23 protein-coding genes are annotated in these 23,188 nt (G+C 50.0%); 19 read left to right on the top strand and 4 right to left on the bottom strand.

Going from position 1 to position 23,188, the window contains the following annotated elements:
• Nucleotides 1–6: 6 nt before the first annotated feature.
• The 19 genes from A9B99_RS22650 to A9B99_RS22560 all read left to right on the top strand — a co-directional run bounded on the left by A9B99_RS22650 (nt 7) and on the right by A9B99_RS22560 (nt 16,978).
• On the top strand, nt 7–960 hold the full coding sequence (locus A9B99_RS22650; RefSeq protein ID WP_064601362.1) for a beta-ketoacyl-ACP synthase III: 954 nt from the start codon (nt 7–9) through the stop codon (nt 958–960).
• Nucleotides 961–977: 17 nt separating this feature from the next.
• The gene (gene fabD / locus A9B99_RS22645) at nt 978–1,907 is read left to right on the top strand and encodes an ACP S-malonyltransferase (RefSeq protein WP_064601361.1); all 930 of its coding nucleotides are present in this window, start codon (nt 978–980) and stop codon (nt 1,905–1,907) included.
• A gap of 11 nt (nt 1,908–1,918) precedes the next feature.
• Nucleotides 1,919–2,653: a 3-oxoacyl-ACP reductase FabG gene (gene fabG / locus A9B99_RS22640; RefSeq protein ID WP_064601360.1), complete on the top strand. Its 735-nt coding sequence runs from the start codon at nt 1,919–1,921 to the stop codon at nt 2,651–2,653.
• A gap of 263 nt (nt 2,654–2,916) precedes the next feature.
• Nucleotides 2,917–3,153 (top strand): acyl carrier protein, encoded by a 237-nt coding sequence (gene acpP, locus A9B99_RS22635; RefSeq protein WP_003857954.1) that lies wholly within the window; start codon nt 2,917–2,919, stop codon nt 3,151–3,153.
• Nucleotides 3,154–3,240: 87 nt separating this feature from the next.
• Complete coding sequence (fabF, locus tag A9B99_RS22630; RefSeq protein ID WP_074388861.1) at nt 3,241–4,482, top strand: beta-ketoacyl-ACP synthase II; 1,242 nt, start codon at nt 3,241–3,243, stop codon at nt 4,480–4,482.
• A 111-nt stretch (nt 4,483–4,593) separates the two neighbouring features.
• Nucleotides 4,594–5,394 (top strand): aminodeoxychorismate lyase, encoded by an 801-nt coding sequence (pabC, locus tag A9B99_RS22625; RefSeq protein WP_064601358.1) that lies wholly within the window; start codon nt 4,594–4,596, stop codon nt 5,392–5,394.
• Nucleotides 5,395–5,404: 10 nt separating this feature from the next.
• The gene (yceG, locus tag A9B99_RS22620) at nt 5,405–6,424 is read left to right on the top strand and encodes a cell division protein YceG (protein WP_064601357.1); all 1,020 of its coding nucleotides are present in this window, start codon (nt 5,405–5,407) and stop codon (nt 6,422–6,424) included.
• Complete coding sequence (tmk, locus tag A9B99_RS22615; RefSeq protein ID WP_064601356.1) at nt 6,414–7,067, top strand: dTMP kinase; 654 nt, start codon at nt 6,414–6,416, stop codon at nt 7,065–7,067. Before yceG ends, tmk begins: the two co-directional genes overlap by 11 nt.
• A complete protein-coding gene (holB, locus tag A9B99_RS22610) occupies nt 7,064–8,068 on the top strand; it encodes a DNA polymerase III subunit delta' (RefSeq protein ID WP_064601355.1) in 1,005 nt (334 codons plus the stop codon). Before tmk ends, holB begins: the two co-directional genes overlap by 4 nt.
• Before the next feature lie 9 nt (nt 8,069–8,077).
• Nucleotides 8,078–8,875 carry a metal-dependent hydrolase gene (locus A9B99_RS22605; protein ID WP_064601354.1) on the top strand — a complete coding sequence of 266 codons (798 nt, stop codon included), beginning with the start codon at nt 8,078–8,080 and terminating at the stop codon, nt 8,873–8,875.
• Between the two features lie 297 nt (nt 8,876–9,172).
• The gene (ptsG, locus tag A9B99_RS22600) at nt 9,173–10,606 is read left to right on the top strand and encodes a PTS glucose transporter subunit IIBC (protein WP_064601353.1); all 1,434 of its coding nucleotides are present in this window, start codon (nt 9,173–9,175) and stop codon (nt 10,604–10,606) included.
• A gap of 214 nt (nt 10,607–10,820) precedes the next feature.
• On the top strand, nt 10,821–11,180 hold the full coding sequence (gene hinT, locus A9B99_RS22595; protein WP_064601352.1) for a purine nucleoside phosphoramidase: 360 nt from the start codon (nt 10,821–10,823) through the stop codon (nt 11,178–11,180).
• Nucleotides 11,181–11,182: 2 nt separating this feature from the next.
• Nucleotides 11,183–11,554 (top strand): YcfL family protein, encoded by a 372-nt coding sequence (locus tag A9B99_RS22590; RefSeq protein WP_082917941.1) that lies wholly within the window; start codon nt 11,183–11,185, stop codon nt 11,552–11,554.
• An 11-nt stretch (nt 11,555–11,565) separates the two neighbouring features.
• Nucleotides 11,566–12,201, top strand: coding sequence for a penicillin-binding protein activator LpoB (gene lpoB, locus A9B99_RS22585; RefSeq protein WP_064601350.1), 636 nt, complete (start codon nt 11,566–11,568; stop codon nt 12,199–12,201).
• A complete protein-coding gene (gene thiK, locus A9B99_RS22580; protein WP_231889239.1) occupies nt 12,155–12,994 on the top strand; it encodes a thiamine kinase in 840 nt (279 codons plus the stop codon). Before lpoB ends, thiK begins: the two co-directional genes overlap by 47 nt.
• Nucleotides 12,995–13,015: 21 nt before the next feature.
• Nucleotides 13,016–14,041: a beta-N-acetylhexosaminidase gene (gene nagZ, locus A9B99_RS22575; protein ID WP_074388860.1), complete on the top strand. Its 1,026-nt coding sequence runs from the start codon at nt 13,016–13,018 to the stop codon at nt 14,039–14,041.
• Nucleotides 14,042–14,080: 39 nt separating this feature from the next.
• On the top strand, nt 14,081–14,623 hold the full coding sequence (gene ycfP, locus A9B99_RS22570) for an alpha/beta hydrolase YcfP (protein ID WP_064601347.1): 543 nt from the start codon (nt 14,081–14,083) through the stop codon (nt 14,621–14,623).
• A gap of 225 nt (nt 14,624–14,848) precedes the next feature.
• A complete protein-coding gene (locus A9B99_RS22565; RefSeq protein WP_064601346.1) occupies nt 14,849–16,153 on the top strand; it encodes an NAD(P)/FAD-dependent oxidoreductase in 1,305 nt (434 codons plus the stop codon).
• Between the two features lie 276 nt (nt 16,154–16,429).
• Entirely contained in the window at nt 16,430–16,978 is a 549-nt protein-coding gene (locus A9B99_RS22560; RefSeq protein ID WP_064601345.1) for a glycine zipper 2TM domain-containing protein, read from the top strand.
• Between the two features lie 64 nt (nt 16,979–17,042).
• On the opposite strand, the gene A9B99_RS24095 is transcribed toward A9B99_RS22560, so the two are convergent.
• From A9B99_RS24095 to mfd, 4 genes are all read right to left on the bottom strand, one after another.
• Complete coding sequence (locus tag A9B99_RS24095; RefSeq protein WP_170123740.1) at nt 17,043–17,192, bottom strand: hypothetical protein; 150 nt, start codon at nt 17,190–17,192, stop codon at nt 17,043–17,045.
• A 279-nt stretch (nt 17,193–17,471) separates the two neighbouring features.
• Nucleotides 17,472–18,104, bottom strand: a complete 633-nt coding sequence (locus A9B99_RS22555) for a TetR/AcrR family transcriptional regulator (protein ID WP_064601344.1) — start codon at nt 18,102–18,104, stop codon at nt 17,472–17,474.
• A gap of 296 nt (nt 18,105–18,400) precedes the next feature.
• Nucleotides 18,401–19,327 carry a L,D-transpeptidase LdtC gene (gene ldtC / locus A9B99_RS22550; RefSeq protein ID WP_064601422.1) on the bottom strand — a complete coding sequence of 309 codons (927 nt, stop codon included), beginning with the start codon at nt 19,325–19,327 and terminating at the stop codon, nt 18,401–18,403.
• A 222-nt stretch (nt 19,328–19,549) separates the two neighbouring features.
• Nucleotides 19,550–22,996 carry a transcription-repair coupling factor gene (gene mfd, locus A9B99_RS22545; RefSeq protein ID WP_064601421.1) on the bottom strand — a complete coding sequence of 1,149 codons (3,447 nt, stop codon included), beginning with the start codon at nt 22,994–22,996 and terminating at the stop codon, nt 19,550–19,552.
• Nucleotides 22,997–23,188 lie beyond the last annotated feature (192 nt).

Raw genomic sequence — 23,188 nt, 5'->3', positions numbered from 1 at the left:
GCGTACATGTATACAAAGATTATTGGTACGGGCAGCTATTTGCCTGAACTCGTGCGTACTAACGCCGACCTGGAAAAAATGGTAGAAACCACTGATGAGTGGATTGTTACTCGTACTGGGATCCGCGAGCGCCGCATTGCTGCGCCGGAAGAAACCGTTGCGACCATGGGTTATCAGGCTGCGTGTAATGCGCTGGATATGGCCGGTGTTGATAAAACACAGATTGGCTTAATTATTGTTGCCACAACATCTTCGACGCACGCGTTTCCAAGTGCTGCATGCCAAATTCAGGCGCAACTTGGTATCAAAGGTTGCCCCGCATTTGATGTGGGTGCAGCCTGCGCGGGTTTTACTTATGCGCTAAGTATCGCTGATCAATATGTGAAAAATGGCACGGTTGATTACGCGCTGGTAATTGGTTCTGATGTGCTGGCCCGCACGCTGGATCCTGAAGATCGTGGCACAATTATTTTATTTGGTGACGGCGCCGGTGCGGTGGTGCTGTCCAAATCTGAAGAGCCCGGTATCATTTCCACGCATCTGCACGCTGATGGCTCTTATGGAGATTTGTTAACGCTGCCAAACCAGGATCGCGTGAACCCGGAAAACCCTTCCTGGCTGACAATGGCAGGGAATGAAGTCTTTAAGGTGGCGGTTACCGAGCTTGCGCATATTGTTGATGAGACACTGGAAGCCAATAACCTCAATCGCGAAGATCTCGACTGGCTGGTGCCCCATCAGGCGAACCTGCGTATTATTAGTGCGACTGCCAAAAAATTGCGTATGCCAATGGAAAGTGTGGTGGTGACGCTGGACCGGCATGGTAATACCTCTGCGGCATCGGTTCCGTCAGCACTGGATGAAGCGGTACGAGATGGGCGTATTAAGCCGGGTCAATTAGTTCTGCTGGAAGCCTTTGGTGGTGGGTTCACCTGGGGTTCTGCACTGGTTCGCTTTTGATTAGCAGGGACAAAAAAATGACACAATTTGCTTTTGTTTTCCCCGGACAGGGTTCTCAGTCAGTGGGTATGCTGGCTGAACTTGCTGCACAGTATCCGGTGATTGAAGAAACATTTCGTGAAGCCTCTGATGTGCTGGGTTATGACTTGTGGGCGTTAGCGCAACAAGGTCCGGCAGAAGAACTGAATAAAACCTGGCAGACACAGCCAGCATTGCTGACTGCTTCTGTTGCTTTGTGGCGTGTCTGGCAGCAGGCAGGCGGCAAAGCACCTGCACTAATGGCCGGGCACAGCCTGGGCGAATATTCTGCTCTGGTTTGTGCCGGTGTTATCGCATTTGCTGATGCGGTTCGTCTGGTTGAATTGCGCGGTAAATTCATGCAGGAAGCCGTGCCGGAAGGTACGGGTGCGATGGCAGCCATTATTGGTTTGGACGATGCGGCTATTGCGAAAGCATGTGAAGAATCAGCCCAGGGTCAGGTGGTTTCCCCGGTTAACTTCAACTCGCCAGGTCAGGTGGTCATCGCTGGCAATAAAGAAGCAGTGGAAAGAGCAGGAGCAGCCTGTAAAGCAGCGGGTGCCAAGCGTGCACTGCCATTGCCGGTCAGCGTTCCCTCTCATTGTGCTTTAATGAAACCAGCGGCTGAAAAACTGGCAGTTGAACTGCAAAATATCGTATTTAATGCACCAGCCATTCCCGTTGTTAACAACGTTGATGTAAAATGCGAAACCTCTCCGGACGCTATCCGGGACGCATTAGTTCGTCAGTTGTACAGCCCGGTACTGTGGACTCAGACTGTAGAGTTCATGTCTGCTCAGGGTGTAAGTCACTTATTTGAAGCAGGTCCAGGTAAAGTTCTGACCGGGTTGACGAAACGTATTGTTGACACCCTGACTGCATCGGTCATCAATGAACCGGCTGCGCTGTCAGCGGCGCTTGAGCAATAATGAGGAACATTATGAGTTTTGAAGGTAAAGTCGCTCTGGTTACTGGTGCAAGCCGTGGTATTGGGCGTGCAATTGCAGAAACACTGGTTGCACAGGGTGCGAAAGTGATTGGTACGGCAACCAGCGAAAGTGGTGCCCAGGCAATCAGCGATTATTTAGGTGAACACGGGAAAGGTCTAGTATTGAATGTGACCGACCCGGCATCTATTGAGTCTGTTTTGGAAAACATCCGTTCTGCGTTTGGTGAAGTCGATATTTTGGTTAATAATGCCGGAATTACCCGAGATAATTTGCTTATGCGCATGAAAGATGATGAGTGGAACGATATTATCGAAACCAACTTATCATCAGTTTTCCGTCTGTCTAAAGCAGTAATGCGCGCTATGATGAAAAAGCGTCATGGTCGTATTATTACTATCGGTTCTGTGGTTGGTACCATGGGAAATGCTGGTCAGGCTAACTATGCTGCGGCAAAAGCCGGTCTGATTGGCTTTAGTAAATCACTGGCACGCGAAGTGGCGTCACGCGGCATTACAGTAAACGTAGTTGCTCCGGGCTTTATTGAAACGGACATGACGCGTGCGCTGTCTGATGATCAGCGTGCAGGTATTCTGGCGCAGGTTCCTGCGGGTCGCCTCGGTGACGCGAAGGAAATCGCCAATGCGGTTGTATTTTTGGCCTCTGACGACGCAGGTTACATCACTGGTGAAACTTTGCACGTCAATGGTGGAATGTACATGGTGTAACCACGCTATACTTTTTTGCCAGGAACGTCGTTGAATACAGATTGTCCACTTGTCTGAGTTATAATCAGGGAATGTGCGAAAATTCTGCGTTTATTGAGTCTGAGTGCTGAGAAGTAGAAAATTATTTGCGTTATTAGCGGTAATGCCCGCAAAATAGCGTAAAATCGTGGTAAGACCTGCCGGGATTTAGTTGCATCTTTTTCAACATTTTATACACTACGAAAACCATCGCGAAAGCGAGTTTTGATAGGAAATTTAAGAGTATGAGCACTATCGAAGAACGCGTTAAGAAAATTATCGGCGAACAGCTGGGCGTTAAGCAGGAAGAAGTTGTTAACAGCGCTTCCTTCGTTGAAGACCTGGGCGCCGATTCTCTTGACACCGTTGAGCTGGTAATGGCTCTGGAAGAAGAGTTTGATACTGAGATTCCGGACGAAGAAGCTGAGAAAATCACCACCGTTCAGGCTGCCATTGATTATATCAACGGACACCAGGCGTAAGTGACATCTCCAGGCGGTCATTCGACCGCCTGAGTTTTATCTTTTAGTCCCACGCGTATCAATAATTTCCCTCCCTGGAGGACAAACGTGTCTAAGCGTCGTGTAGTTGTGACCGGACTGGGCATGTTGTCTCCTGTCGGCAACACTGTAGAGACTTCGTGGAAAGCTCTGCTTGCCGGTCAGAGTGGCATCAGCCTGATCGACCATTTCGATACTAGCGCCTTTGCAACTAAATTTGCTGGCTTAGTAAAGGATTTTAACTGTGATGACTTCATCTCGCGTAAAGAACAACGCAAGATGGATGCTTTCATTCAATATGGAATTGTTGCTGGTATTCAGGCCTTTCAGGACGCCGGCATTGAAGTTACCGAAGCAAACGCCCATCGTATTGGTGCTGCTATTGGCTCTGGTATTGGTGGCTTAGGCCTGATTGAAGAAAACCATGGTTCACTGGTGAAAGGTGGTCCACGGAAAATTAGCCCGTTTTTTGTACCGTCCACCATTGTAAATATGGTCGCCGGGCACTTGTCTATTTTGTTTGGTTTACGTGGTCCAAGCATTTCAATCGCTACAGCCTGTACTTCTGGTGTTCATAATATTGGTCATGCTGCGCGTATTATCGCGTATGGCGATGCTGATGTTATGCTTGCTGGCGGGGCGGAAAAAGCCAGTACTCCTCTCGGTGTCGGTGGCTTTGGTGCTGCACGCGCTTTATCTACGCGTAATGATAACCCTCAGGGAGCAAGCCGTCCGTGGGATAAAGACCGTGATGGTTTTGTCCTGGGTGACGGTGCCGGTATTCTGGTACTCGAAGAGTATGAGCATGCTAAAAAACGTGGCGCTAAAATTTATGCTGAACTGACAGGTTTCGGCATGAGCAGCGATGCATACCATATGACCTCGCCACCAGAAGACGGCGCAGGCGCTGCGCTGGCTATGGTTAATGCACTGCGCGATGCGGGCATTACAGCTGAGCAGGTGGGGTATGTAAATGCCCACGGTACATCCACTTCTGCTGGCGATAAAGCAGAAGCCCAGGCTGTGAAAACAGTCTTTGGTGAAGCAGCACAACGTGTTCTGGTCAGTTCCACGAAGTCTATGACCGGGCATTTGCTGGGTGCTGCTGGTGCGGTTGAGTCAATTTTCTCGATTCTCGCACTGCGGGACCAGTCTGTTCCGCCAACCATCAACCTTGATAACCCTGATGAAGGCTGTGACCTCGATTTTGTGCCTCACGAAGCACGTCAGGTATCGGGGATGGAATATACGCTGTGCAACTCTTTTGGCTTTGGCGGTACTAATGGTTCGCTGATTTTCAAACGGGTATAACACCGTGAGTTAAGGCCCGTATATTACGGGCCTTAACTGTCTAAGATTCCTTCTATTGCCCTCAACTCCTCTGCCTGTCACACTAACGCATCCATGATGTGAGGATGAGTGATGTTCTTGATTAATGGTGCATACCAGACACACCTGCCTGCAAACGACCGGTCCATTCAGTTTGGCGATGGTTGCTTTACTACCGCGCGGATTGTTGCCGGTGAAATCCGTTTTTTATCTCTGCACATTGCTCGTTTGCAGCAAGCCTGCCAGCGTCTGTTTATCCCCTTTACCCAATGGCAAACTCTGGAAACAGAAATGACTGAGGTGGCCCGCTCTCAGGATTATGCTGTCCTGAAAGTGATTATCAGCCGTGGGAGTGGCGGTCGGGGTTACAACCCGACGCAATGTGACAATCCGGTAAGAATAATGTCTGTCTCACGTTTTCCTGACTTTTATGCAGAATGGAAAAATACGGGAGTCACACTGGGCCTCAGTTCTGTTCGCATGGGGATTAACCCCTCTCTGGCTGGTATAAAACACCTTAACCGGCTTGAACAGGTTCTTATTCGGGCGGAACTTGAACAGGCAAACCAGCATGAGACCATTGTCCTTGACAGTGATGGCATGATGGTGGAATGTTGTGCCGCTAATTTATTCTGGCGAGAAGGCGAGGCTGTATACACGCCATACGTTGACCGCTCTGGTGTGAACGGAACAATGCGCCAGCATATAATGGCTGAGTTAACGCGGCAGGGCAGAGTTGTTCGTCAAATACGGGCTACCCCTGATGCGTTGCTGCACGCCGATGAAGCCTTCATCTGCAATGCTTTGATGCCAATAATTCCGGTCCGGCAGGCCATCGCCACAAGGTACACATCACGAGAGTTGTATTCCTTCCTTGCCCCATTATGTGAGTAGAAATATTGTCATGAAAAAAATGCTGCGCCTCGTTCTTGTACTCGTACTTCTGCTGGCTGTTGCCGCTGGTGCGGGTTACTGGAAAGTCCGTAAGCTTGCAGTGAGTTCACTGCTGATTAAGCAAGAAACCTATTTTACCCTGAAACCCGGCACGGGCCGTTTGGCGCTTGGTAATCAACTTTATGCTGAAAAAATTATCAATCGTCCGCGCGTTTTCCAGTGGCTGTTGCGACTTGAACCTCAACTGGCTAACTTCAAAGCGGGGACTTATCGCCTGACACCTGATATGACAGTTCGTCAATTAATGTTGTTACTGGCAAGTGGTAAAGAAGCGCAGTTTCCCCTGCGTCTGGTGGAAGGGCAAACCGTACATCAGTGGCTGGCTCAGTTACGGGAAGCCCCTTATATCCGGCATACCCTGAAGGGCGACAGTTATAGTGCAGTGGCCAAAGCACTGGATATACCGGAAAACGAAGTGGAAGGGGGGTTCTACCCGGATACATGGTTATATACCGCTGGCACAACAGATGTGGCGATACTGGAACGCGCACATCAAAAAATGATGAATACAGTAGCAAGCATTTGGGCGTCAAAGGCTGATAATCTGCCGTACAAAAATAGCGAACAGATGGTTACCATGGCTTCCATCATTGAAAAAGAAACGGCCATTGCCAGTGAGCGGGAACTGGTTGCCTCGGTATTCATTAACCGATTGCGTATTGGCATGCGTTTGCAAACCGATCCAACAGTAATTTACGGTATGGGCGCAGACTGGAATGGCAAACTGACACGTAAAGATCTTGAAACAGCAACACCTTATAACACCTATGTAATTAGTGGGTTGCCACCAGGCCCGATTGCTATTCCGAGTATAGCTTCATTGAAGGCTGCGGCTCATCCGGCAAAAACCCCCTATCTTTATTTTGTCGCTGATGGCAAAGGTGGGCATACGTTCAGTACTAATCTGGCCAACCACAACAAAGCTGTACGGGCATGGATCAACACATTAAAGGAAAAAAATGCGCAGTAAATTTATAGTGATCGAAGGCCTTGAGGGCGCGGGTAAAACCAGCGCGCGTGATGTCATTGTTGAGACATTGCAGTCTCGGGGTATTTGCGATCTCGTGTTCACCCGTGAACCCGGTGGTACGATCCTGGCAGAAAAACTACGCAGCCTGGTGCTGGATATCAAAGCCGTCGGCGACGAAGTCATTACAGATAAAGCCGAAGTGCTGATGTTTTATGCCGCCCGGGTTCAGTTGGTAGAAACGGTCATTAAACCGGCACTGGCGCGCGGTGCCTGGGTCATTGGTGACCGCCACGATTTATCTACCCAGGCTTACCAGGGAGGAGGGCGCGCAATTGATACCCGGTTATTAGAAACCCTGCGTAATACTGTGCTGGGGGATTTCTCTCCAGACTTGACACTCTATTTGGATGTCGACCCTAAAATTGGGCTGGCCCGGGCCAGAGCCCGAGGGGAACTTGATCGCATTGAAACGGAGTCCCTGGCGTTTTTTGACCGGACACGGGCACGCTACCTGGCGCTTGCCGCACAGGATGAGCGTATTGCGACGGTTAATGCTAATGCATCTCAGGCAGAGGTTGCTGAGGCTATTCGTCGTACGTTACATGAAACGCTGGCTCACTGGGAAAAAGGTGACAGTGAATGAAATGGTACCCATGGCTGCGCCCGGCCTTTGAAAAATTGTCAGGGCAGTATCAGGCCGGGCATGGGCATCCAGCGTTACTCATTCATGCCATTCCTGGAATGGGGGAAGATGCCCTGTGTTATGCACTGGCACGTCTGAAAATGTGCCAGTCGCCGCAAGGTAACAAAAGTTGTGGGCAGTGCCGTGGGTGCAAGTTAATGCAGGCAGGAACGCACCCGGATTACACCGTAGTCGTGCCAGAGAAAGGGAAGCAGAATCTCGGTATCGATGTTATCCGCGATGTCACCGATAAACTGTATAACCGTGCAAGCCTCGGTGGTGCAAAAGTGGTGTGGATTAAGGATGTCACACTACTGACTGAAGCGGCGGCTAACGCATTATTAAAAACGCTGGAAGAGCCGCCGGAGCATACCTGGTTCCTTATGGCCTGCCACGAACCGGATAAGCTACTGCCAACACTGCGTAGCCGCTGTTTTCATTTCTTGTTAGGTGTGCCCGATGAGCCCTGGGCTCAGGCATGGTTACAACGCGAGTCAGGCTCTGATACAGTACAATGCCTTGCAGCTCTAAGGCTATCCTGTGGTGCACCTGCGGCGGCGTTATCGCTGTTACAACCTGACAACGCAGCACTGCGCAATAAATTTTTTGAGCAGTTAACCCAGGCGCTCAATAACCGCGAATTCTACAGTTTACTGGCGGTGATGAACCAGGAGCGAGCCACAGACATGTTGTGGTGGTTTTCGACATTATTAGTTGATGCACTTAAGCTGCAGCAGCACGCCGGGCAGTCTGTCATGAATGTCGACAGGCTGCCACTGGTGGAACAACTGGTTGAGTTTCCTGGAATGGTACTTCAGGCGATTTGCAATGCGGTGTTTCAATTACGAGCACAATTGCTGGCTGTTCCGGCGATTAACCGCGAACTGTTACTGGCGGAGCAGCTACTGGCCTGGGAACATTACCTGCAACCGGGAGCACCCCTCCCGTCAATACATCTGTAAGAGACGATTATGTTTTTAGTTGATTCCCATTGTCACCTTGATGGCCTTGATTACCAAACACTGCATAAAAATGTGGATGATGTGCTCAGCAAAGCGGCAGCACGCGATGTCGGTTTTTGTCTGGCGGTGGCAACAACGCTGGATGGTTATGTCGCGATGCGCGAGCAAATTGGTGAACGGGATAATGTGGCGTTTTCATGTGGTGTACACCCGTTAAATCAGGATGAAGAGCTGGATGTTGAGCGCCTGCACAGTCTGGCTGCACAACCGGGGGTGGTTGCAATGGGTGAAACCGGGCTGGACTATTACTACACGCCGGAAACCAAATTGCGCCAGCAATCCTCGTTTAGCCACCATATAGCCATTGGCCGGGCATTAAACAAACCTGTTATCGTTCATACCCGTGACGCACGCGCGGATACTCTGGCAATTCTTCGCCAGGAACAAGTGATGGACTGTGGTGGGGTACTGCACTGCTTCACAGAAGATACAGACACAGCGGGCAAATTGCTGGATATGGGGTTCTACATCTCTTTTTCGGGCATTGTAACTTTCCGTAATGCTGAGTCACTGCGTGAGGCTGCTCGCTATGTACCGCTCGACAGAATTCTGGTCGAAACGGATTCGCCGTATCTGGCACCGGTACCTCACCGGGGCAAGGAAAACCAGCCCGCACTGGTACGTGATGTTGCCGAGTATATGGCTGTGCTTAAAGGCGTGGATGTTGAAACCCTTGCGGAAATTACGACGAATAATTTCTCATCACTTTTTAATGTCGACCTTTCTGCTTTACGTCAGGACAACTAAATCCTTGTTATTTTAAGGCTCGTAATTAATCCCTAAAACGAGTAAAGTTCACCGCCACAAAATGGGCGGTGAACGTCTTTTTTGTAACATATGTATACGATTTGAGTGGTTAAATGCGATTTTTCTGCATGTCTGTCATGGAAACGTGACTGCCATCAAACAATAAAACCGCTATTTATTTTACTCTGCGTAATAAATAAAGGGCACTTAGATGTCCTGAAGAGAGTCTGTATCTCCCCCAGACTCAAAGCGCATATCGCGTACAAAAAGCACAAATACTCAGGAGCACTCTCAATTATGTTCAAGAACGCATTTGCTAACCTGCAGAAGGTGGGTAAATCGCTGATGCTGCCGGTATCCGTACTGCCGATTGCAGGTATCCTGCTTGGTGTGGGTTCCGCTAACTTCAGTTGGCTGCCAGCCATCGTTTCTCATGTTATGGCCGAAGCGGGTGGTTCCGTTTTCGCCAATATGCCACTCATCTTCGCAATCGGTGTAGCGCTGGGCTTCACCAATAACGATGGTGTTTCAGGCCTTGCCTCTGTGGTTGCCTACGGCATTATGGTTAAAACCATGGCAGTTGTTGCGCCAATGGTTCTTCATCTTCCGGCTGAAGAAATTGCAGCAAAACACCTGGCTGATACCGGGGTGTTAGGGGGGATCATTTCTGGTGCCATCGCTGCTTATATGTTCAACCGGTTCTACCGTATTAAACTGCCTGAGTATCTTGGCTTCTTCGCAGGTAAACGCTTTGTACCAATTATTTCTGGTCTGGCAGCGATTATCACTGGGGTTGTCTTGTCCTTCGTATGGCCGCCAATTGGTTCTGCTATTCAGGATTTCTCCCAATGGGCCGCTTACCAAAACCCGGTACTGGCTTTCGGCATCTATGGTTTTGTAGAGCGTTGCCTGGTACCGTTTGGTCTGCACCATATCTGGAACGTACCTTTCCAGATGCAAATTGGTGAATTCACCAATGCGGCAGGTCAGGTCTTCCATGGTGATATCCCACGTTACATGGCTGGTGACCCGACTGCGGGTAAACTGTCTGGTGGCTTCCTGTTCAAAATGTATGGTCTGCCAGCTGCTGCCATTGCTATCTGGCATTCTGCTAAGCCGGAAAATCGTGCCAAAGTTGGCGGTATCATGATCTCCGCTGCGCTGACATCATTCCTGACCGGGATTACTGAGCCAATCGAATTCTCTTTCATGTTCGTTGCGCCAATCCTGTATGTGATTCACGCAATCCTTGCTGGTCTGGCCTTCCCGATTTGTATCCTCCTGGGGATGCGTGATGGCACCAGCTTCTCACACGGTTTGATTGACTTTATCGTTCTGAGTGGTAACGGTAGCAAACTGTGGTTGTTCCCGGTTGTTGGTCTTTGCTATGCCGCGGTTTACTACACAATCTTCCGTGTGCTTATCAAAGTTCTGGATCTGAAAACGCCTGGCCGTGAAGATGCCACTACTGAGACGCAGTCTGCTGCGACCAGCGAAATGGCACCAGCATTAGTCAATGCGTTTGGCGGCAAAGAAAACATCACTAACCTGGATGCGTGTATCACTCGTCTGCGTGTCAGTGTGGCCGATGTGGCGAAAGTTGATCAGGCTGGCCTGAAAAAACTGGGTGCAGCAGGTGTTGTTGTCGCAGGTTCAGGTGTTCAGGCAATTTTCGGTACTAAATCCGATAACCTGAAAACTGAGATGGATGATTACATCCGCAACAACTAATTGTTGCCGGGGAGAGCGGAAAAGGGGCCATTGGCCCCTTTTTTGTTTTTGTCGTATGTATCTTTGTAATAAAGGAACAGCGAGCCAGAAGAATCTGGTTCATCAGCGCGGCTGTGCCGTCAGGATGAAAAGCGTTACAATAAAGTGTTTTTACAGCAAGGTGTTGCGGAGCTTGTTATACTCCCATCACTGCGATTGACTAAAGGACACTCACATGGCTGAAGAGACCATTTTCAGTAAGATTATTCGTCGTGAAATCCCTGCTGATATTGTGTGGCAGGATGATCTCGTTACTGCGTTTCGCGATATTTCCCCTCAGGCTCCTACACATATTCTGATTGTGCCAAATATACTGATCCCGACAGTCAATGATACGCTTCCCGAGCATGAGCAGGCGCTGGGCCACTTAATTACTGTGGCGGCAAAAATCGCTGAACAGGAAGGCATTGCCGGGGACGGCTTCCGTCTGGTTATTAACTGTAATCGTCATGGTGGGCAGGAAGTGTATCACCTGCATATGCATTTACTCGGTGGGCGTCCACTGGGCCCGTTACTATCTCATAAAGGTGCATAATGATTCGGCGCACGTTGTGCCTGGCCTGTGTTATTACTGCGTTAAGTGCATGCAGTTCCGGGCCAGTGATTCCGGTGAACAGCAGCCAGACGTTGGTGATCGAGTCATCGTTGCTGGTTGCCGGAGTGACGGCAGAACGCCCGGTGATTAGCCATGCAGGTGTGAATACCCAGGCGGTATCATCACTGTATAATGAAGGTCATCAACCAGTGACGGTCCATTACCGTTTTTTCTGGTATGACAAGAAAGGCCTGGAGATACACCCACTGGATGAGCCGCGTAGTGTTGTTGTTCCGTCGGCTACCACTGTGGATATTCATGCCATTACCCAAATGCCTGGCGCAGATCAGGTGCGGGTGTATCTCTATCTTTGAAGGGGGAGATTTTGAAACAACGTATTTTCCGTTATTTGTCTGTTCTCAGCGTCGCTCTGGTGCTGTCTGGTTGTGTACTGCGTAATGAGCAACAACAGCCCGCACCGGTAGAGCCTGCCAGGCCAGCACCCACACAGCCGGAGCCCACGGTACCTTCCGTTCCTGAAATACCTGTTCAACCTGAGCCTGTTACGCCAACATTACCCGTTACGCCGCAACCTAAAGAGCGTCATTACGACTGGAATAGTGCGTTTCAACCGATGGTCGCTCAGATGCTCAAAGCCGACGGTGTAAAGGCGGGCAGTGTATTATTAGTGGATTCCGTGAATAATCGTACCAATGGCAGTTTACCTGCCAGCGAAGGTACGCAGGCTTTGCGCAATGCTCTGGCAAATAACCACACTTTTGTTTTAGTTAACGACCAACAGCTTGCCCTGGCTAAGCAGCAACTGGGGTTGTCTGCGCAAGACAGCCTCGGCTCACGCAGCAAAGCCATTGGTATTGCGCGTAATGTCGGCGCACAGTATGTGCTTTATACCAGCGCGAAAGGTAATGTGAGTAACCCTGCTGTGCAAATGCAACTGATGCTGGTGCAAACAGGTGAAATTATCTGGTCAGGTAAAGGTGCCGTACAGCAAACGCAGTGATGCAGGTGTGCATCACCATAACCATACGTCACTCCCGGCGGCATTTGCCGCCGGCTCTGTTTCTGCCATACGGGGGCTGAGCGGCAACAGCGTTTTGGTCGAGAATACCTGCGGAAAGTGGGTGCGGCGTGAGGCTGCCAAGTATGCTGAATTGCGTCGGCAATACCGGGTATTGCAGCGGTTACCGCGTTCACTGGCACCTGCACCTGTCTTTCTGAATCGCCACTGGTTGTATGTTGAATGGGTAGAAGGTCAGGTGGCTGAATCCTGGCCGCCTGCAGATGTGCTGGCTCGTACGCTGAGCCAGCTACATCACCAGCCTTTGTTTGGCTGGCGTATTGTCTTGCTGCCTTTATTGCAACACTACTGGCAGAATGCTTCGCCTTCACGGCGAACAGCGCGGTGGCTTGCGCAGTTGAAAAAATGTCAACACCACAGAGAGCCTGCGCCCATTCGTCTGGCACCTCTGCATATGGATATTCACCCTGGTAATATTGTCCATTGTGGTGACAGGATACGTCTGATTGACTGGGAGTATGCCGGGGATGGTGATGTAGGGCTTGAACTCACCACACTGGCCATTGACGAATCTCCACAGTTTTCGGCATGTGTTGCGTTTTACGCCAGGCATATGCACCTTAACGAAGTTACATTGAGACAGCAGATTCGCCGTTGGCTGCCGTGGGTGAATTTATTAATGGCTTCCTGGTATGAGTACCGGTGGCAAGAAACACAATCCAGTGAATTTATCCAGCTTGCAGACCAGGCCTGGTGCAGGTTGAAAAACACATAACAAGAAACAAGAGAGGTTGCAGTGGGTCCGGTAATGTTAGATGTCGTGGGTTATGAACTGGACGCGGAAGAACGGGAAATTCTGGCCCATCCTTTAACGGGGGGGCTGATACTGTTCACGCGCAATTACCATGATCCTGCCCAGTTATGTGAATTGGTGCGCCAGATCCGTGCTGCTTCCCGGCATCGTCTGGTTGTTGCGGTGGATCAGGAAGGTGGACGGGTACAGCGCTTTCGCGAAGGGTTTACCCGCATTCCGGCAGCACAGTCTTATGCGCAATTACTGGGCGTGGAAACAGGCGGGCAGATGGCGGAAGATGCTGGCTGGTTGATGGCGAGCGAAATGATCGCCATGGATATTGATATCAGTTTCGCGCCGGTTCTGGATATCGGGCATGGCAGTGCGGCGATTGGCGAACGTTCTTTCCATGCAGACGGGCAGATAGCACTGGCAATGGCACGGCGTTTTATGCAGGGTATGCACCGGGCTGGTATGAAAACCACTGGAAAACATTTTCCCGGTCATGGAGCCGTGAGTGCTGATTCTCATAAAGAAACACCCGTGGATAATCGCCCGGCAGATGTCATTCGTGAACATGATATGGCGATTTTCCGTTCGCTGATAAATGAGCAGGCACTGGACGCCATTATGCCCGCTCACGTGATTTACCCCGAACTCGACAATCGCCCGGCAAGCGGCTCCCCCTGGTGGTTACAGAAAGTATTGCGCCAGGAGTTAGGGTTTAATGGCGTGATATTCTCTGACGACCTGTCAATGGAAGGTGCTGCAATTATGGGCACTTATGCTGAACGAGCCCGGGCCTCTCTTGATGCAGGTTGCGATATGATTCTGGTTTGTAATAACCGCGATGGAGCTGTTAGTGTTTTGGATAACCTGTCACCGATCAATGCAGAGCGTGTTACGGGTTTGTATCATAAAGGTTCGTTTTCCCGTCAGGAACTCCTGTCATCGGCAACCTGGAAGTCAGTCAGTCATAAACTGACTGAGCTGGATGCTCAATGGCAGGCAAGGAAGGCGGGGCAGTGATAGTGCCTGAGCGGCAAAAACTGGTACGGTGAGGATGCGATGATTATCTATTTACACGGTTTCGACTCAAACAGTCCAGGTAACCATGAGAAGGTATTGCAACTTCAGTTTATTGATTCAGATGTTCGTTTGATCAGTTACAGCACGCTGCACCCGAAACACGACATGCAGCACTTGCTTAAAGAAGTAGATAAAATGCTGCAACTTAATATTGATGAGCGGCCATTGATTTGTGGTGTTGGTCTGGGGGGATTCTGGGCGGAGCGCATTGGTTTTCTCTGCGATGTTCGCCAGGTTATTTTTAACCCTAACTTGTATCCTTATGAAAATATGGAAGGGAAAATAGACCGGCCAGAAGAATATCTTGATATTGCCACAAAATGCGTGGAGAACTTCCGCGAGAAGAACCGGGATCGTTGCCTGGCAATCCTGTCGCGCCACGACGAAGCGCTGGACAACCAGAGATCAGCTGCGTTACTGCATCCCTATTACGAAATTGTATGGGATGATAACGAAACTCATAAGTTCAAGAATATTTCTCCGCATCTGCAACGTATTAAAGCATTTAAAACTCTCGGCTAACGTCCCCATTACTTTCCTGTAACTACCCCGGCTGGCCTTTGGTCAGCCTTGTTGTGTTAAATCTAGCCAGAAAAATTTGATTCATATCAATTTTGGTATGACCAATGCACCGTTCGTGATATTCTCAGGCTGTTTTGAATGATTCGATTCAGCAACTCATTGTTAATTAAAAGTTATTTTTATAACCGTTAATTAACAATTGGTTAATAATTTGAGGGGGTCACGTTGACTACACCATTGAAAAAAATTGTGATTGTTGGCGGTGGAGCTGGCGGACTGGAGCTGGCAACTCAGTTAGGGAAAAAACTGGGCCGTAGTAAAAAAGCGAAAGTGACACTGGTTGACAGGAACCACAGTCATTTATGGAAACCATTACTGCATGAAGTGGCAACTGGTTCGCTGGATGAAGGCGTGGATGCCCTGAGTTACCTTGCTCACGCACGTAATCACCATTTCCAGTTCCAACTGGGTTCGGTCGTGGATATTAACCGCGAAGCGAAGGTGATCACTCTGGCTGAGTTGCGTGATGACAAAGGTGAACTGCTGGTTCCTGAACGTAATCTGCCGTATGACACCCTGGTCATGGCCCTGGGCAGCACATCTAATGATTTCAATACGCAAGGTGTGAAAGAACATTGTATCTTCCTGGATAACCCACACCAGGCACGTCGTTTCCACCACGAAATGTTGAACCTGTTCCTGAAACACTCCGCCAATCTCGGTGCAAATGGCAAAGTGAACATTGCCATTGTAGGTGGTGGGGCTACCGGCGTTGAACTGTCCGCTGAACTGCATAACGCAGTAAAACAGTTACACAGCTATGGTTATAAAGGCCTGACAAATGAAGCGCTGAATGTGACGCTGGTGGAGGCGGGTGAACGCATTCTTCCGGCATTGCCACCACGGATATCGGGCGCGGCACACAGTGAACTAACCAAAATGGGCGTGCGTGTTCTGACCAACACTATGGTAACCAGCGCACAAGACAATGGCCTGAATACGAAAGATGGCGAATTTATTGAAGCGGATCTTATGGTCTGGGCTGCGGGCATTAAAGCACCTGATTTCATGAAAGAAATTGGTGGACTGGAAACAAACCGAATTAACCAGTTGGTTGTTGAACCTACGCTGCAGACGACCCGCGACCCGGATATTTTTGCGATTGGTGACTGTGCCTCCTGTGCCCGCGCTGAAGGGGGCTTTGTCCCGCCACGCGCACAGGCCGCACACCAAATGGCTACTTGTGCGATGCATAACATTCTGGCGCAAATGAACGGGAAAACCCTGAAGCATTACACCTATAAAGATCACGGTTCGCTGGTTTCGCTGTCGAACTACTCCACCGTAGGTAGCCTGATGGGCAACCTGATGCGTGGGTCAATGATGGTCGAAGGGCGTATCGCCAGGTTTGTGTATATTTCCCTTTACCGTATGCACCAGATAGCACTGCACGGGTATTTTAAAACCGGTCTGATGATGCTGGTTGGGCGTATCAACCGTATTATTCGCCCGCGTCTTAAGTTGCACTAATCTAAAAGGCAATTTTATCCGGTAAAAGGTCCCTCGAAAGGGGCCTTTTTTGTCGCCGGGAATAACATTTACTGGCGCAGTTGCCTGTGGCGGCAATCTATAATTCCGGGCAAAACCTTACTATCAAAAGGGGAAATGATGGCCCTCCGCAAGGCATAATATTTTGCCAGGATAAATCTCAATTATAATCTGGCTACCTCATTTTCTCTTTTCGTCTGATCCCTGTTTCCTGGATTTTTGCTCACAATAACAACCTGTCTTATCAGGAGGTGTCCTGTGAATAAATCAATGTTAGCGGGAATTGGTATTGGCGTAGCTGCGGCTATGGGGGTTGCGGCAGTTGCAGGTCTGGATGTCTTTCATAGTGGGCCGGAATACGCCCAGGTGATTTCAGCGAAAGCCATTACTTCTACTGTAAAATCTCCCCGTAAAGAATGCCGTAATGTCACTGTTACCCACCGCCGCCCGGTACAGGATGAGAACCGTATTGCAGGCTCGGTGCTGGGAGCAGTCGCTGGTGGAGTAATTGGTCATCAGTTTGGTGGCGGTCACGGGCGTGATGTTGCCACAGTACTTGGCGCACTGGGTGGTGGATATGCGGGAAATCAGGTGCAGGGTACCATGCAGGATAAAGATACCTACAGCACCATTGAACAGCGTTGTAAGACGGTTTATGACACCAGTGAAAAAAACCTTGGCTATGATGTCACTTACCAGATAGGCAACCAGCAAGGTAAAATCCGCATGGATCACAATCCTGGCAGCCAGATACCACTGGATAAAAATGGCCAGCTGGTGCTAAGCGATTCAGCAAATAAATCCTGAATGGCAGCATCGCCCGGATAACGCTAAAAGACCTGTGCGATAACAGGTCTTTTTTACCATATGGTCAAAGCAAATCTTGCCTTTTAAACCAAAGGCCGCCAGTGATAATAATGGCAAGAATAGCAAACAGCGAAGAGCTACCACATATCAACCAAAGCCCGAACAGCAACGAAATAACGACCAGTACTTTGAGCATGGGTAATAGCAAAATCATTCTGTCTTCCTTCTGCTGTGTGTCCAATAAATTGCTTTGTTATAAAGCAAAGGAATGAAATGCCTGTTCAGTGTAGGGTGCGGAGTTAGATATTTAAGATAATAATTAGTGTGTAAATAGTCCGCAGTGTACTTATTAAATTTAGGTTAACAAGGTGGATATATTTAATCGTTTTTGCCTATTTATTGAGGTAAAGGATAGTAATTCTCTTTTACAATAGAAGGTCCGGCGGATAAGAGTGACTGAGACAAAACAAGCGGTCTCAGCCACGTTATCATCTTATTGCGCAATACCCGGTAGCGAACTCAGCGCTGTATTGATGATAGCCTCGAGAGTTTCAAACGATGCGCCTTCTCGGGCACTGACTGACATTCCCTGAACAATACAGGAAAGATAATTGCCCAAAACTGCGCACTGGCAACTGGCCGAAAGCTCACCACGCGCCTGGCGCTGTACCAGAAAAGTTATCAGGGCTTGCGCCTGTTTTACATGACGCTGCCTGATCATCTCTGCTACTTTCTCGCTTGATGCCGCCAGTGCGGAAGAAGTGGTGATAATAAAGCAACCCTGAGGTGTCTCTTTGCTGGTGTAACACAGAGCAACTGCTACCATGTAATCCTTCAATGCCTCGGCCAGTGGCTTGCTACTGGCAAACAGTTGCGCCTCATATTGAGAAACAAAACGTGCAATATACCGGTCAAGCACTGCACGGAATAACCCTTCTTTATTGGTAAACTCTGCATAGAGAGTGGGGGCTTTCGCGCCTGTCGCCTCAACCAGATGCGACAGTGATGTGGCCTCATAGCCATGCCGCCAGAATAGTGCCATGGCTTTATCCAGTGCGTCTTCCCTGTCGAACACTTTTGGACGGCCACGGCTTTTTTTTACACAACCTGAAACATCAGTTGTCATGATGCCGTTTTACCTTTGTGTCGTTAAGTGAAGCATCATTATAGAGATCACTATGCTCGCGAACCAGAAGAAAAACGAAAAATATAAAATACCTATTGCATTGAATATAAGGCGGTTATTAATTTATTATCGATAATTAATAAATTTATTAACACAAGCCGATATGACGTAAAATACGTTAATCAATGGCTGGCAATTAACGTCCTGAAGTGGCCTGTGGAGGATGAAAAATCAGGAAAAATACACCAGCCGTACTGGTAACGGTGAACGACTTTGTGGCTGCTAACCCAGAGAGATTACAATGCCTGATCGTCTGTTTTATGTATCTGGTTTGTGATGTTGACTGGCATACCCGCCCGCAAGTGCATAGCCTGCTCTGTTACGTCCGCATTTACATCCGGAGAACCCAACAGTAACTGGTCCTGGCGGGACACCGTTAATGGCAGTGTCTGTGGGTTGTCATCCAGTGACTGGGAAAGGGGCTGATGTACTTCCACCCAATACTGCCCATCAGGCTCCCGGCTGGCTTTCACGGGTTCATTGATAATGCGCACTGGTGTGCCCTGGTTTACCTGGCTGAACAGTGTTTCGATATCGCCATCACGCAGGCGAATGCAGCCTGAACTCACCCGCATACCAATCCCAAAATCAGCATTTGTGCCGTGAATCAGGTAAACGCCGCCATACGCCGCGAGGCGAATAGCATGGTGGCCCATTGGGTTATCCGGCCCGGCGGGCACCACTGCCGGTAATTCAATACCTTGCGCAAGATAACGCGCGCGAATATTTTTGGTCGGCGTCCAGGTCGGATTGGCACGTTTCTCCGAGACATGGGTAACCATTGTCGGGGTGAATGTATCGCCACCTAACTGACCAATGCCAATAGGGTAGACAGCCACCTGATTACTGCCGGGGAGGTAGTAGTACAGGCGTAATTCCGCCAGGTTTATCACTATGCCTTCATGAGGGGTTTCGGGGAGTATAACCTGATGCGGAATGGTCAGTACGCTGCCAGCTAAAGGCAACCAGGGGTCTACGCCCGGGTTTGCCTGGCGCAAAGCCAGAAACCCCACGCCATACTGGCTGGCAATATTTTCCAGTGAACCACCGTCATCCTGTACTACATGGAATTGATTTACCCCAATCAGGCGGCTGCCTGGAGCGGGTAATGGCCAGGTTTGGGCATCACTGAAACCACTCCACAGGCTGGCTAACAGCAGCATGGCGCAACCTACGGACCACTTGCGGGTGGAGGAGAAAAGAGGAGATGTTTTAGATGATTGCTGCTTATTTGCTGACATAGCCCAGGGATGTCCTTCACCAGTTAAAGCAAAAGAACAAATTATGGTGCAGGCGGATGTGAGGATTTCCTGGTGTATTGCAATATTTTGTAAAACTTGCTCCATCTCCCTTAACTGAGAGCGTTACGGGAGATGGGTGTTACGTCAGGCTGCGGCGTTTTCTGTAAGTTGTTGCATAAACTGCCGAATCCAGTCGATACGGGTTTTGCGTTCAGCTAAATCAACGAAAAATTTCAGGCGGGTTGGCCCGTCCAGCCGCCAGGTTTGAGGCTGTTTTTGCAGCAACCCAATTAACCAGCCCGGGTCAACACTGTTTTGCGGTGCGAATTCCAGCATGCCACCTTTTTCATTGGCTTCAATTTTACGTATACCCATTTTTTGTGCCTGTTGGCGCAGAGCTGCAATCTCCAGCAGGTTCCGTGCCGGGTCTGGTAATAACCCAAAACGGTCAATCAGCTCCACTTTGATATCATCCAGTTCTCCAGGCTGTTTCGCACTGGCAATCCGTTTATAGAATGAAAGCCGGGTATTGACGTCAGGAATAAACTCTTCAGGCAGCAAGGCAGGCATGCGCAATTCAACTTCCGTCTGCTGGCTGGTCAGATCTTCAAGGGAGGGCTCCCGGCCTGCCTTCAACGCATCTACTGCATTTTCCAACAGTTCCATATACAAAGAGAAGCCAACCGTTTCCATTTGCCCGCTTTGGTCTTCACCCAATAATTCCCCGGCACCGCGGATCTCCAGATCGTGGGTCGCCAGCGCAAAACCCGCACCTAAATCTTCCAGAGAGGCAATGGCTTCAAGCCGCTTTTGTGCATCGGGTGTCATGGCTTTCGGATGGGGCGTAAGCAGCCAGGCATAAGCCTGGTGGTGGGAGCGCCCAACCCGGCCACGTAACTGGTGTAACTGCGCCAGGCCGAAGTGATCCGCACGTTCAATAATAATGGTATTTGCCGTTGGAATATCAATACCGGTTTCGATAATCGTTGTGCACACCAGCACATTGAAACGCTGATGGTGAAAATCGTTCATTACCCGTTCCAGTTCCCGTTCACGCATCTGACCGTGACCAATGGCGATACGCGCCTCTGGTACCAGTGTGGCCAGGCGTTCGGCGGCCTTCTGGATATTCTCGACATCGTTGTATAAGTAATACACCTGACCGCCACGCAAAATTTCACGCAGGATGGCTTCGCGCACCACCAGACTGTCGTATTCGCGCACGAAGGTTTTCACCGCCAGGCGGCGGGCCGGAGGCGTGGCAATGATGGAAAGATCGCGCATGCCACTCATTGCCATATTGAGTGTTCGGGGGATCGGTGTTGCGGTCAGTGTCAAAATGTCAACATCGGCACGCATGGCCTTGATGCGTTCTTTATGGCGGACACCAAAACGGTGTTCTTCATCGACAATTAACAACCCCAGGTCGTTCCATTTCACGTCACTTTGCAATAATTTGTGTGTGCCAATCAGAATATCAATTTTGCCAACGCTTGCCTGCTCGAGGATCTGGGCTTGCTCTTTGGCACTGCGGAAACGGGAGAGCATTTCAATACGTACCGGCCAGTTGGCAAAACGGTCGCGGAAGTTGTCAAAGTGCTGTTGCGCCAGCAATGTAGTGGGCACCAGTACGGCGACTTGCTTGTTATTTTCGACGGCCAGGAAAGCAGCTCGCATGGCGACTTCAGTTTTACCAAAACCCACATCACCGCACACCAAACGGTCCATAGCCAGTGGCTGGCACATATCACTCAGCACGGCGTTTATTGCCTGAGACTGGTCTGGTGTGGTTTCAAAAGGAAAACTCTCACAAAACAGCTGGTACTGCTGGCGGTCGTGCTTAAAAGCAAAACCGGCTTTGGCCGCGCGTTGAGCGTAAATATCCAGCAACTCCGCCGCCACATCGCGCACTTTTTCTGCTGCTTTTTGCCGTGCCCGAACCCAGGCGTCACCGCCCAGCTTGTGGAGTGGGGCAGTTTCTTCTGCGCCGCCAGCATAGCGGCTAATCAAATGTAATGATGACACCGGTACATATAATTTGGCGTCATTTGCATAGGTGAGCATCAGGTATTCGCCAGTGATGCCGCCTGCCTCAAGGGTTGTCATGCCGGCATAACGGCCCACGCCATGTTCCAGGTGAACCACTGGCTGGCCAGGGTGCAACTCGGCAAGGTTGCGAATCAGCGTGTCCGGGTTCAGTGTCCGACGGTTATCCTGGCGACGGCGGGCTACACGCTCGCCCAGCAGGTCACTTTCACAAATAAACGCCCGCTGACGTAAAGTATCAATGTACCCTTTTTCACTGGCACCCAGCATCAGGTAGCGGCCATTACCCGTTGCTTCGCTGAGGGTGTTAATGGTGGTCAACCTGAGCTTGATACGCCCCAGTAATTCAGCCAGTGTTTCGCGGCGGCCTTCACTCTCTACTGAGAACACGACCGGCCCGGTGAATTGTTCTAAAAATTTGCGCAAATTATCAAGAGGCGCTTTTTGTTGAGCCTGAACAGCGAGATCTGGCAGAGCCTGGTAGCCCAGGTTTGTGTTAGCTGATTTCTCCGCTAACGGGGCAGTTTTTAGTTGGACGCGGGGCCACTCTTTCAGCGCAGCAAACAGACCGTCAGTTTTCAGCCACAGTGAATCCGGCGGTAATAACGGGCGCATGGGGTCAACACCCCGGCTGTCAAAACGTGCAGTTACATCCTGCCAGAAACGTTCCGCACTGCTTTCGGTATCGCCCGTTGTCACAATCAGGCTGTTTGCCGGGAAATAATGGAACAGGTCGCTGAGTGGCTCACTAAAAAACAGCGGTTGCCAGTATTCAATCCCGGTCGGCAGAGTACCTTTACTGATTTGCTGGTAAATATGCTCCGGGTCGCGTTTTACTTCGAACTTATCGCGCCACTGGCTGCGGAATATTTCAATAGCAGCCTGGCTGGTAGGAAATTCATGGGCAGGTAGTAAGTGGATATTCTCCACTTCTTCCTGGGTTCGCTGGCTGTCGACATCAAAGATGCGCAGGCTGTCTATCTCGTCATCAAAAAAATCAATGCGATATGGGTGTTCGCTGCCCATAGGGTAGAGATCCAGCAGTGCACCGCGGGTAGCGTATTCACCGTGTTCCATAACCTGATCAACATGGCGGTAACCAGCCTGTTCCAGTTGGTCGCGCAGAATATCCCGGGACAGGCGCTGGCCTTTTTTCATCAGTAACGCATGTCCGTGCAGAAAACTGTGTGGGCAAACGCGCTGCATCAGCGTGCTGACGGGCAGAATGAGTACACCTTTTTCCATCGACGGAAGCTGGTACAGCGTGGCAAGCCGTGCAGAAATAATATCCTGATGAGGCGAAAAACTGTCGTAAGGCAGGGTTTCCCAGTCTGCGAGACTGGTTACCGGGCCACTATAAAACTGGCGAATTTCATCCTGAAGGCGAAGTGCATTTTGCATATCCTGCGCGACCAGAATGACCGGGCCCTTGTGGCGTTCAGCCATTTCAGCAACTTCGGTGGCGCAGGCTGCGCCAGTTAATTCACCAAGCTGGCGGACATCGCCTGCACGAACGGGCAGAGTATAACGGTAGTTTTCCGACATAGCAGATATAAGGCGTCTCATTGCTGGCCCGGGAACAGCAACGGCTGCATCCTCGCTGGGCATGTTCCATAAATCGTGTCGTTATTATCCTTGTTCGTTGGCGAGAAGCAACCCGGTACAGAGGGATTCATTACAGACGGGTAAATGTGTTAACTCAAGAGTCACCACCCAACGCAAGGGGAAGCTTACGCT

This window comes from Mangrovibacter phragmitis (assembly GCF_001655675.1).
Lineage (GTDB): Bacteria > Pseudomonadota > Gammaproteobacteria > Enterobacterales > Enterobacteriaceae > Mangrovibacter > Mangrovibacter phragmitis.
This window is presented reverse-complemented; position numbering and strand designations above follow the sequence as displayed.

What these genes read in the sequence shown, in the direction of transcription:
- A9B99_RS22650 (WP_064601362.1), top strand. Translation starts at nt 7, where the DNA reads ATGTATACAAAGATTATTGGTACGGGCAGCTATTTGCCTGAACTCGTG.
- fabD (WP_064601361.1), top strand. Translation starts at nt 978, where the DNA reads ATGACACAATTTGCTTTTGTTTTCCCCGGACAGGGTTCTCAGTCAGTG.
- fabG (WP_064601360.1), top strand. Translation starts at nt 1,919, where the DNA reads ATGAGTTTTGAAGGTAAAGTCGCTCTGGTTACTGGTGCAAGCCGTGGT.
- acpP (WP_003857954.1), top strand. Translation starts at nt 2,917, where the DNA reads ATGAGCACTATCGAAGAACGCGTTAAGAAAATTATCGGCGAACAGCTG.
- pabC (WP_064601358.1), top strand. Translation starts at nt 4,594, where the DNA reads ATGTTCTTGATTAATGGTGCATACCAGACACACCTGCCTGCAAACGAC.
- yceG (WP_064601357.1), top strand. Translation starts at nt 5,405, where the DNA reads ATGAAAAAAATGCTGCGCCTCGTTCTTGTACTCGTACTTCTGCTGGCT.
- tmk (WP_064601356.1), top strand. Translation starts at nt 6,414, where the DNA reads ATGCGCAGTAAATTTATAGTGATCGAAGGCCTTGAGGGCGCGGGTAAA.
- holB (WP_064601355.1), top strand. Translation starts at nt 7,064, where the DNA reads ATGAAATGGTACCCATGGCTGCGCCCGGCCTTTGAAAAATTGTCAGGG.
- A9B99_RS22605 (WP_064601354.1), top strand. Translation starts at nt 8,078, where the DNA reads ATGTTTTTAGTTGATTCCCATTGTCACCTTGATGGCCTTGATTACCAA.
- ptsG (WP_064601353.1), top strand. Translation starts at nt 9,173, where the DNA reads ATGTTCAAGAACGCATTTGCTAACCTGCAGAAGGTGGGTAAATCGCTG.
- hinT (WP_064601352.1), top strand. Translation starts at nt 10,821, where the DNA reads ATGGCTGAAGAGACCATTTTCAGTAAGATTATTCGTCGTGAAATCCCT.
- ycfP (WP_064601347.1), top strand. Translation starts at nt 14,081, where the DNA reads ATGATTATCTATTTACACGGTTTCGACTCAAACAGTCCAGGTAACCAT.
- A9B99_RS24095 (WP_170123740.1), bottom strand. Translation starts at nt 17,192, where the DNA reads ATGATTTTGCTATTACCCATGCTCAAAGTACTGGTCGTTATTTCGTTG.
- A9B99_RS22555 (WP_064601344.1), bottom strand. Translation starts at nt 18,104, where the DNA reads ATGACAACTGATGTTTCAGGTTGTGTAAAAAAAAGCCGTGGCCGTCCA.
- ldtC (WP_064601422.1), bottom strand. Translation starts at nt 19,327, where the DNA reads ATGCTGCTGTTAGCCAGCCTGTGGAGTGGTTTCAGTGATGCCCAAACC.
- mfd (WP_064601421.1), bottom strand. Translation starts at nt 22,996, where the DNA reads ATGTCGGAAAACTACCGTTATACTCTGCCCGTTCGTGCAGGCGATGTC.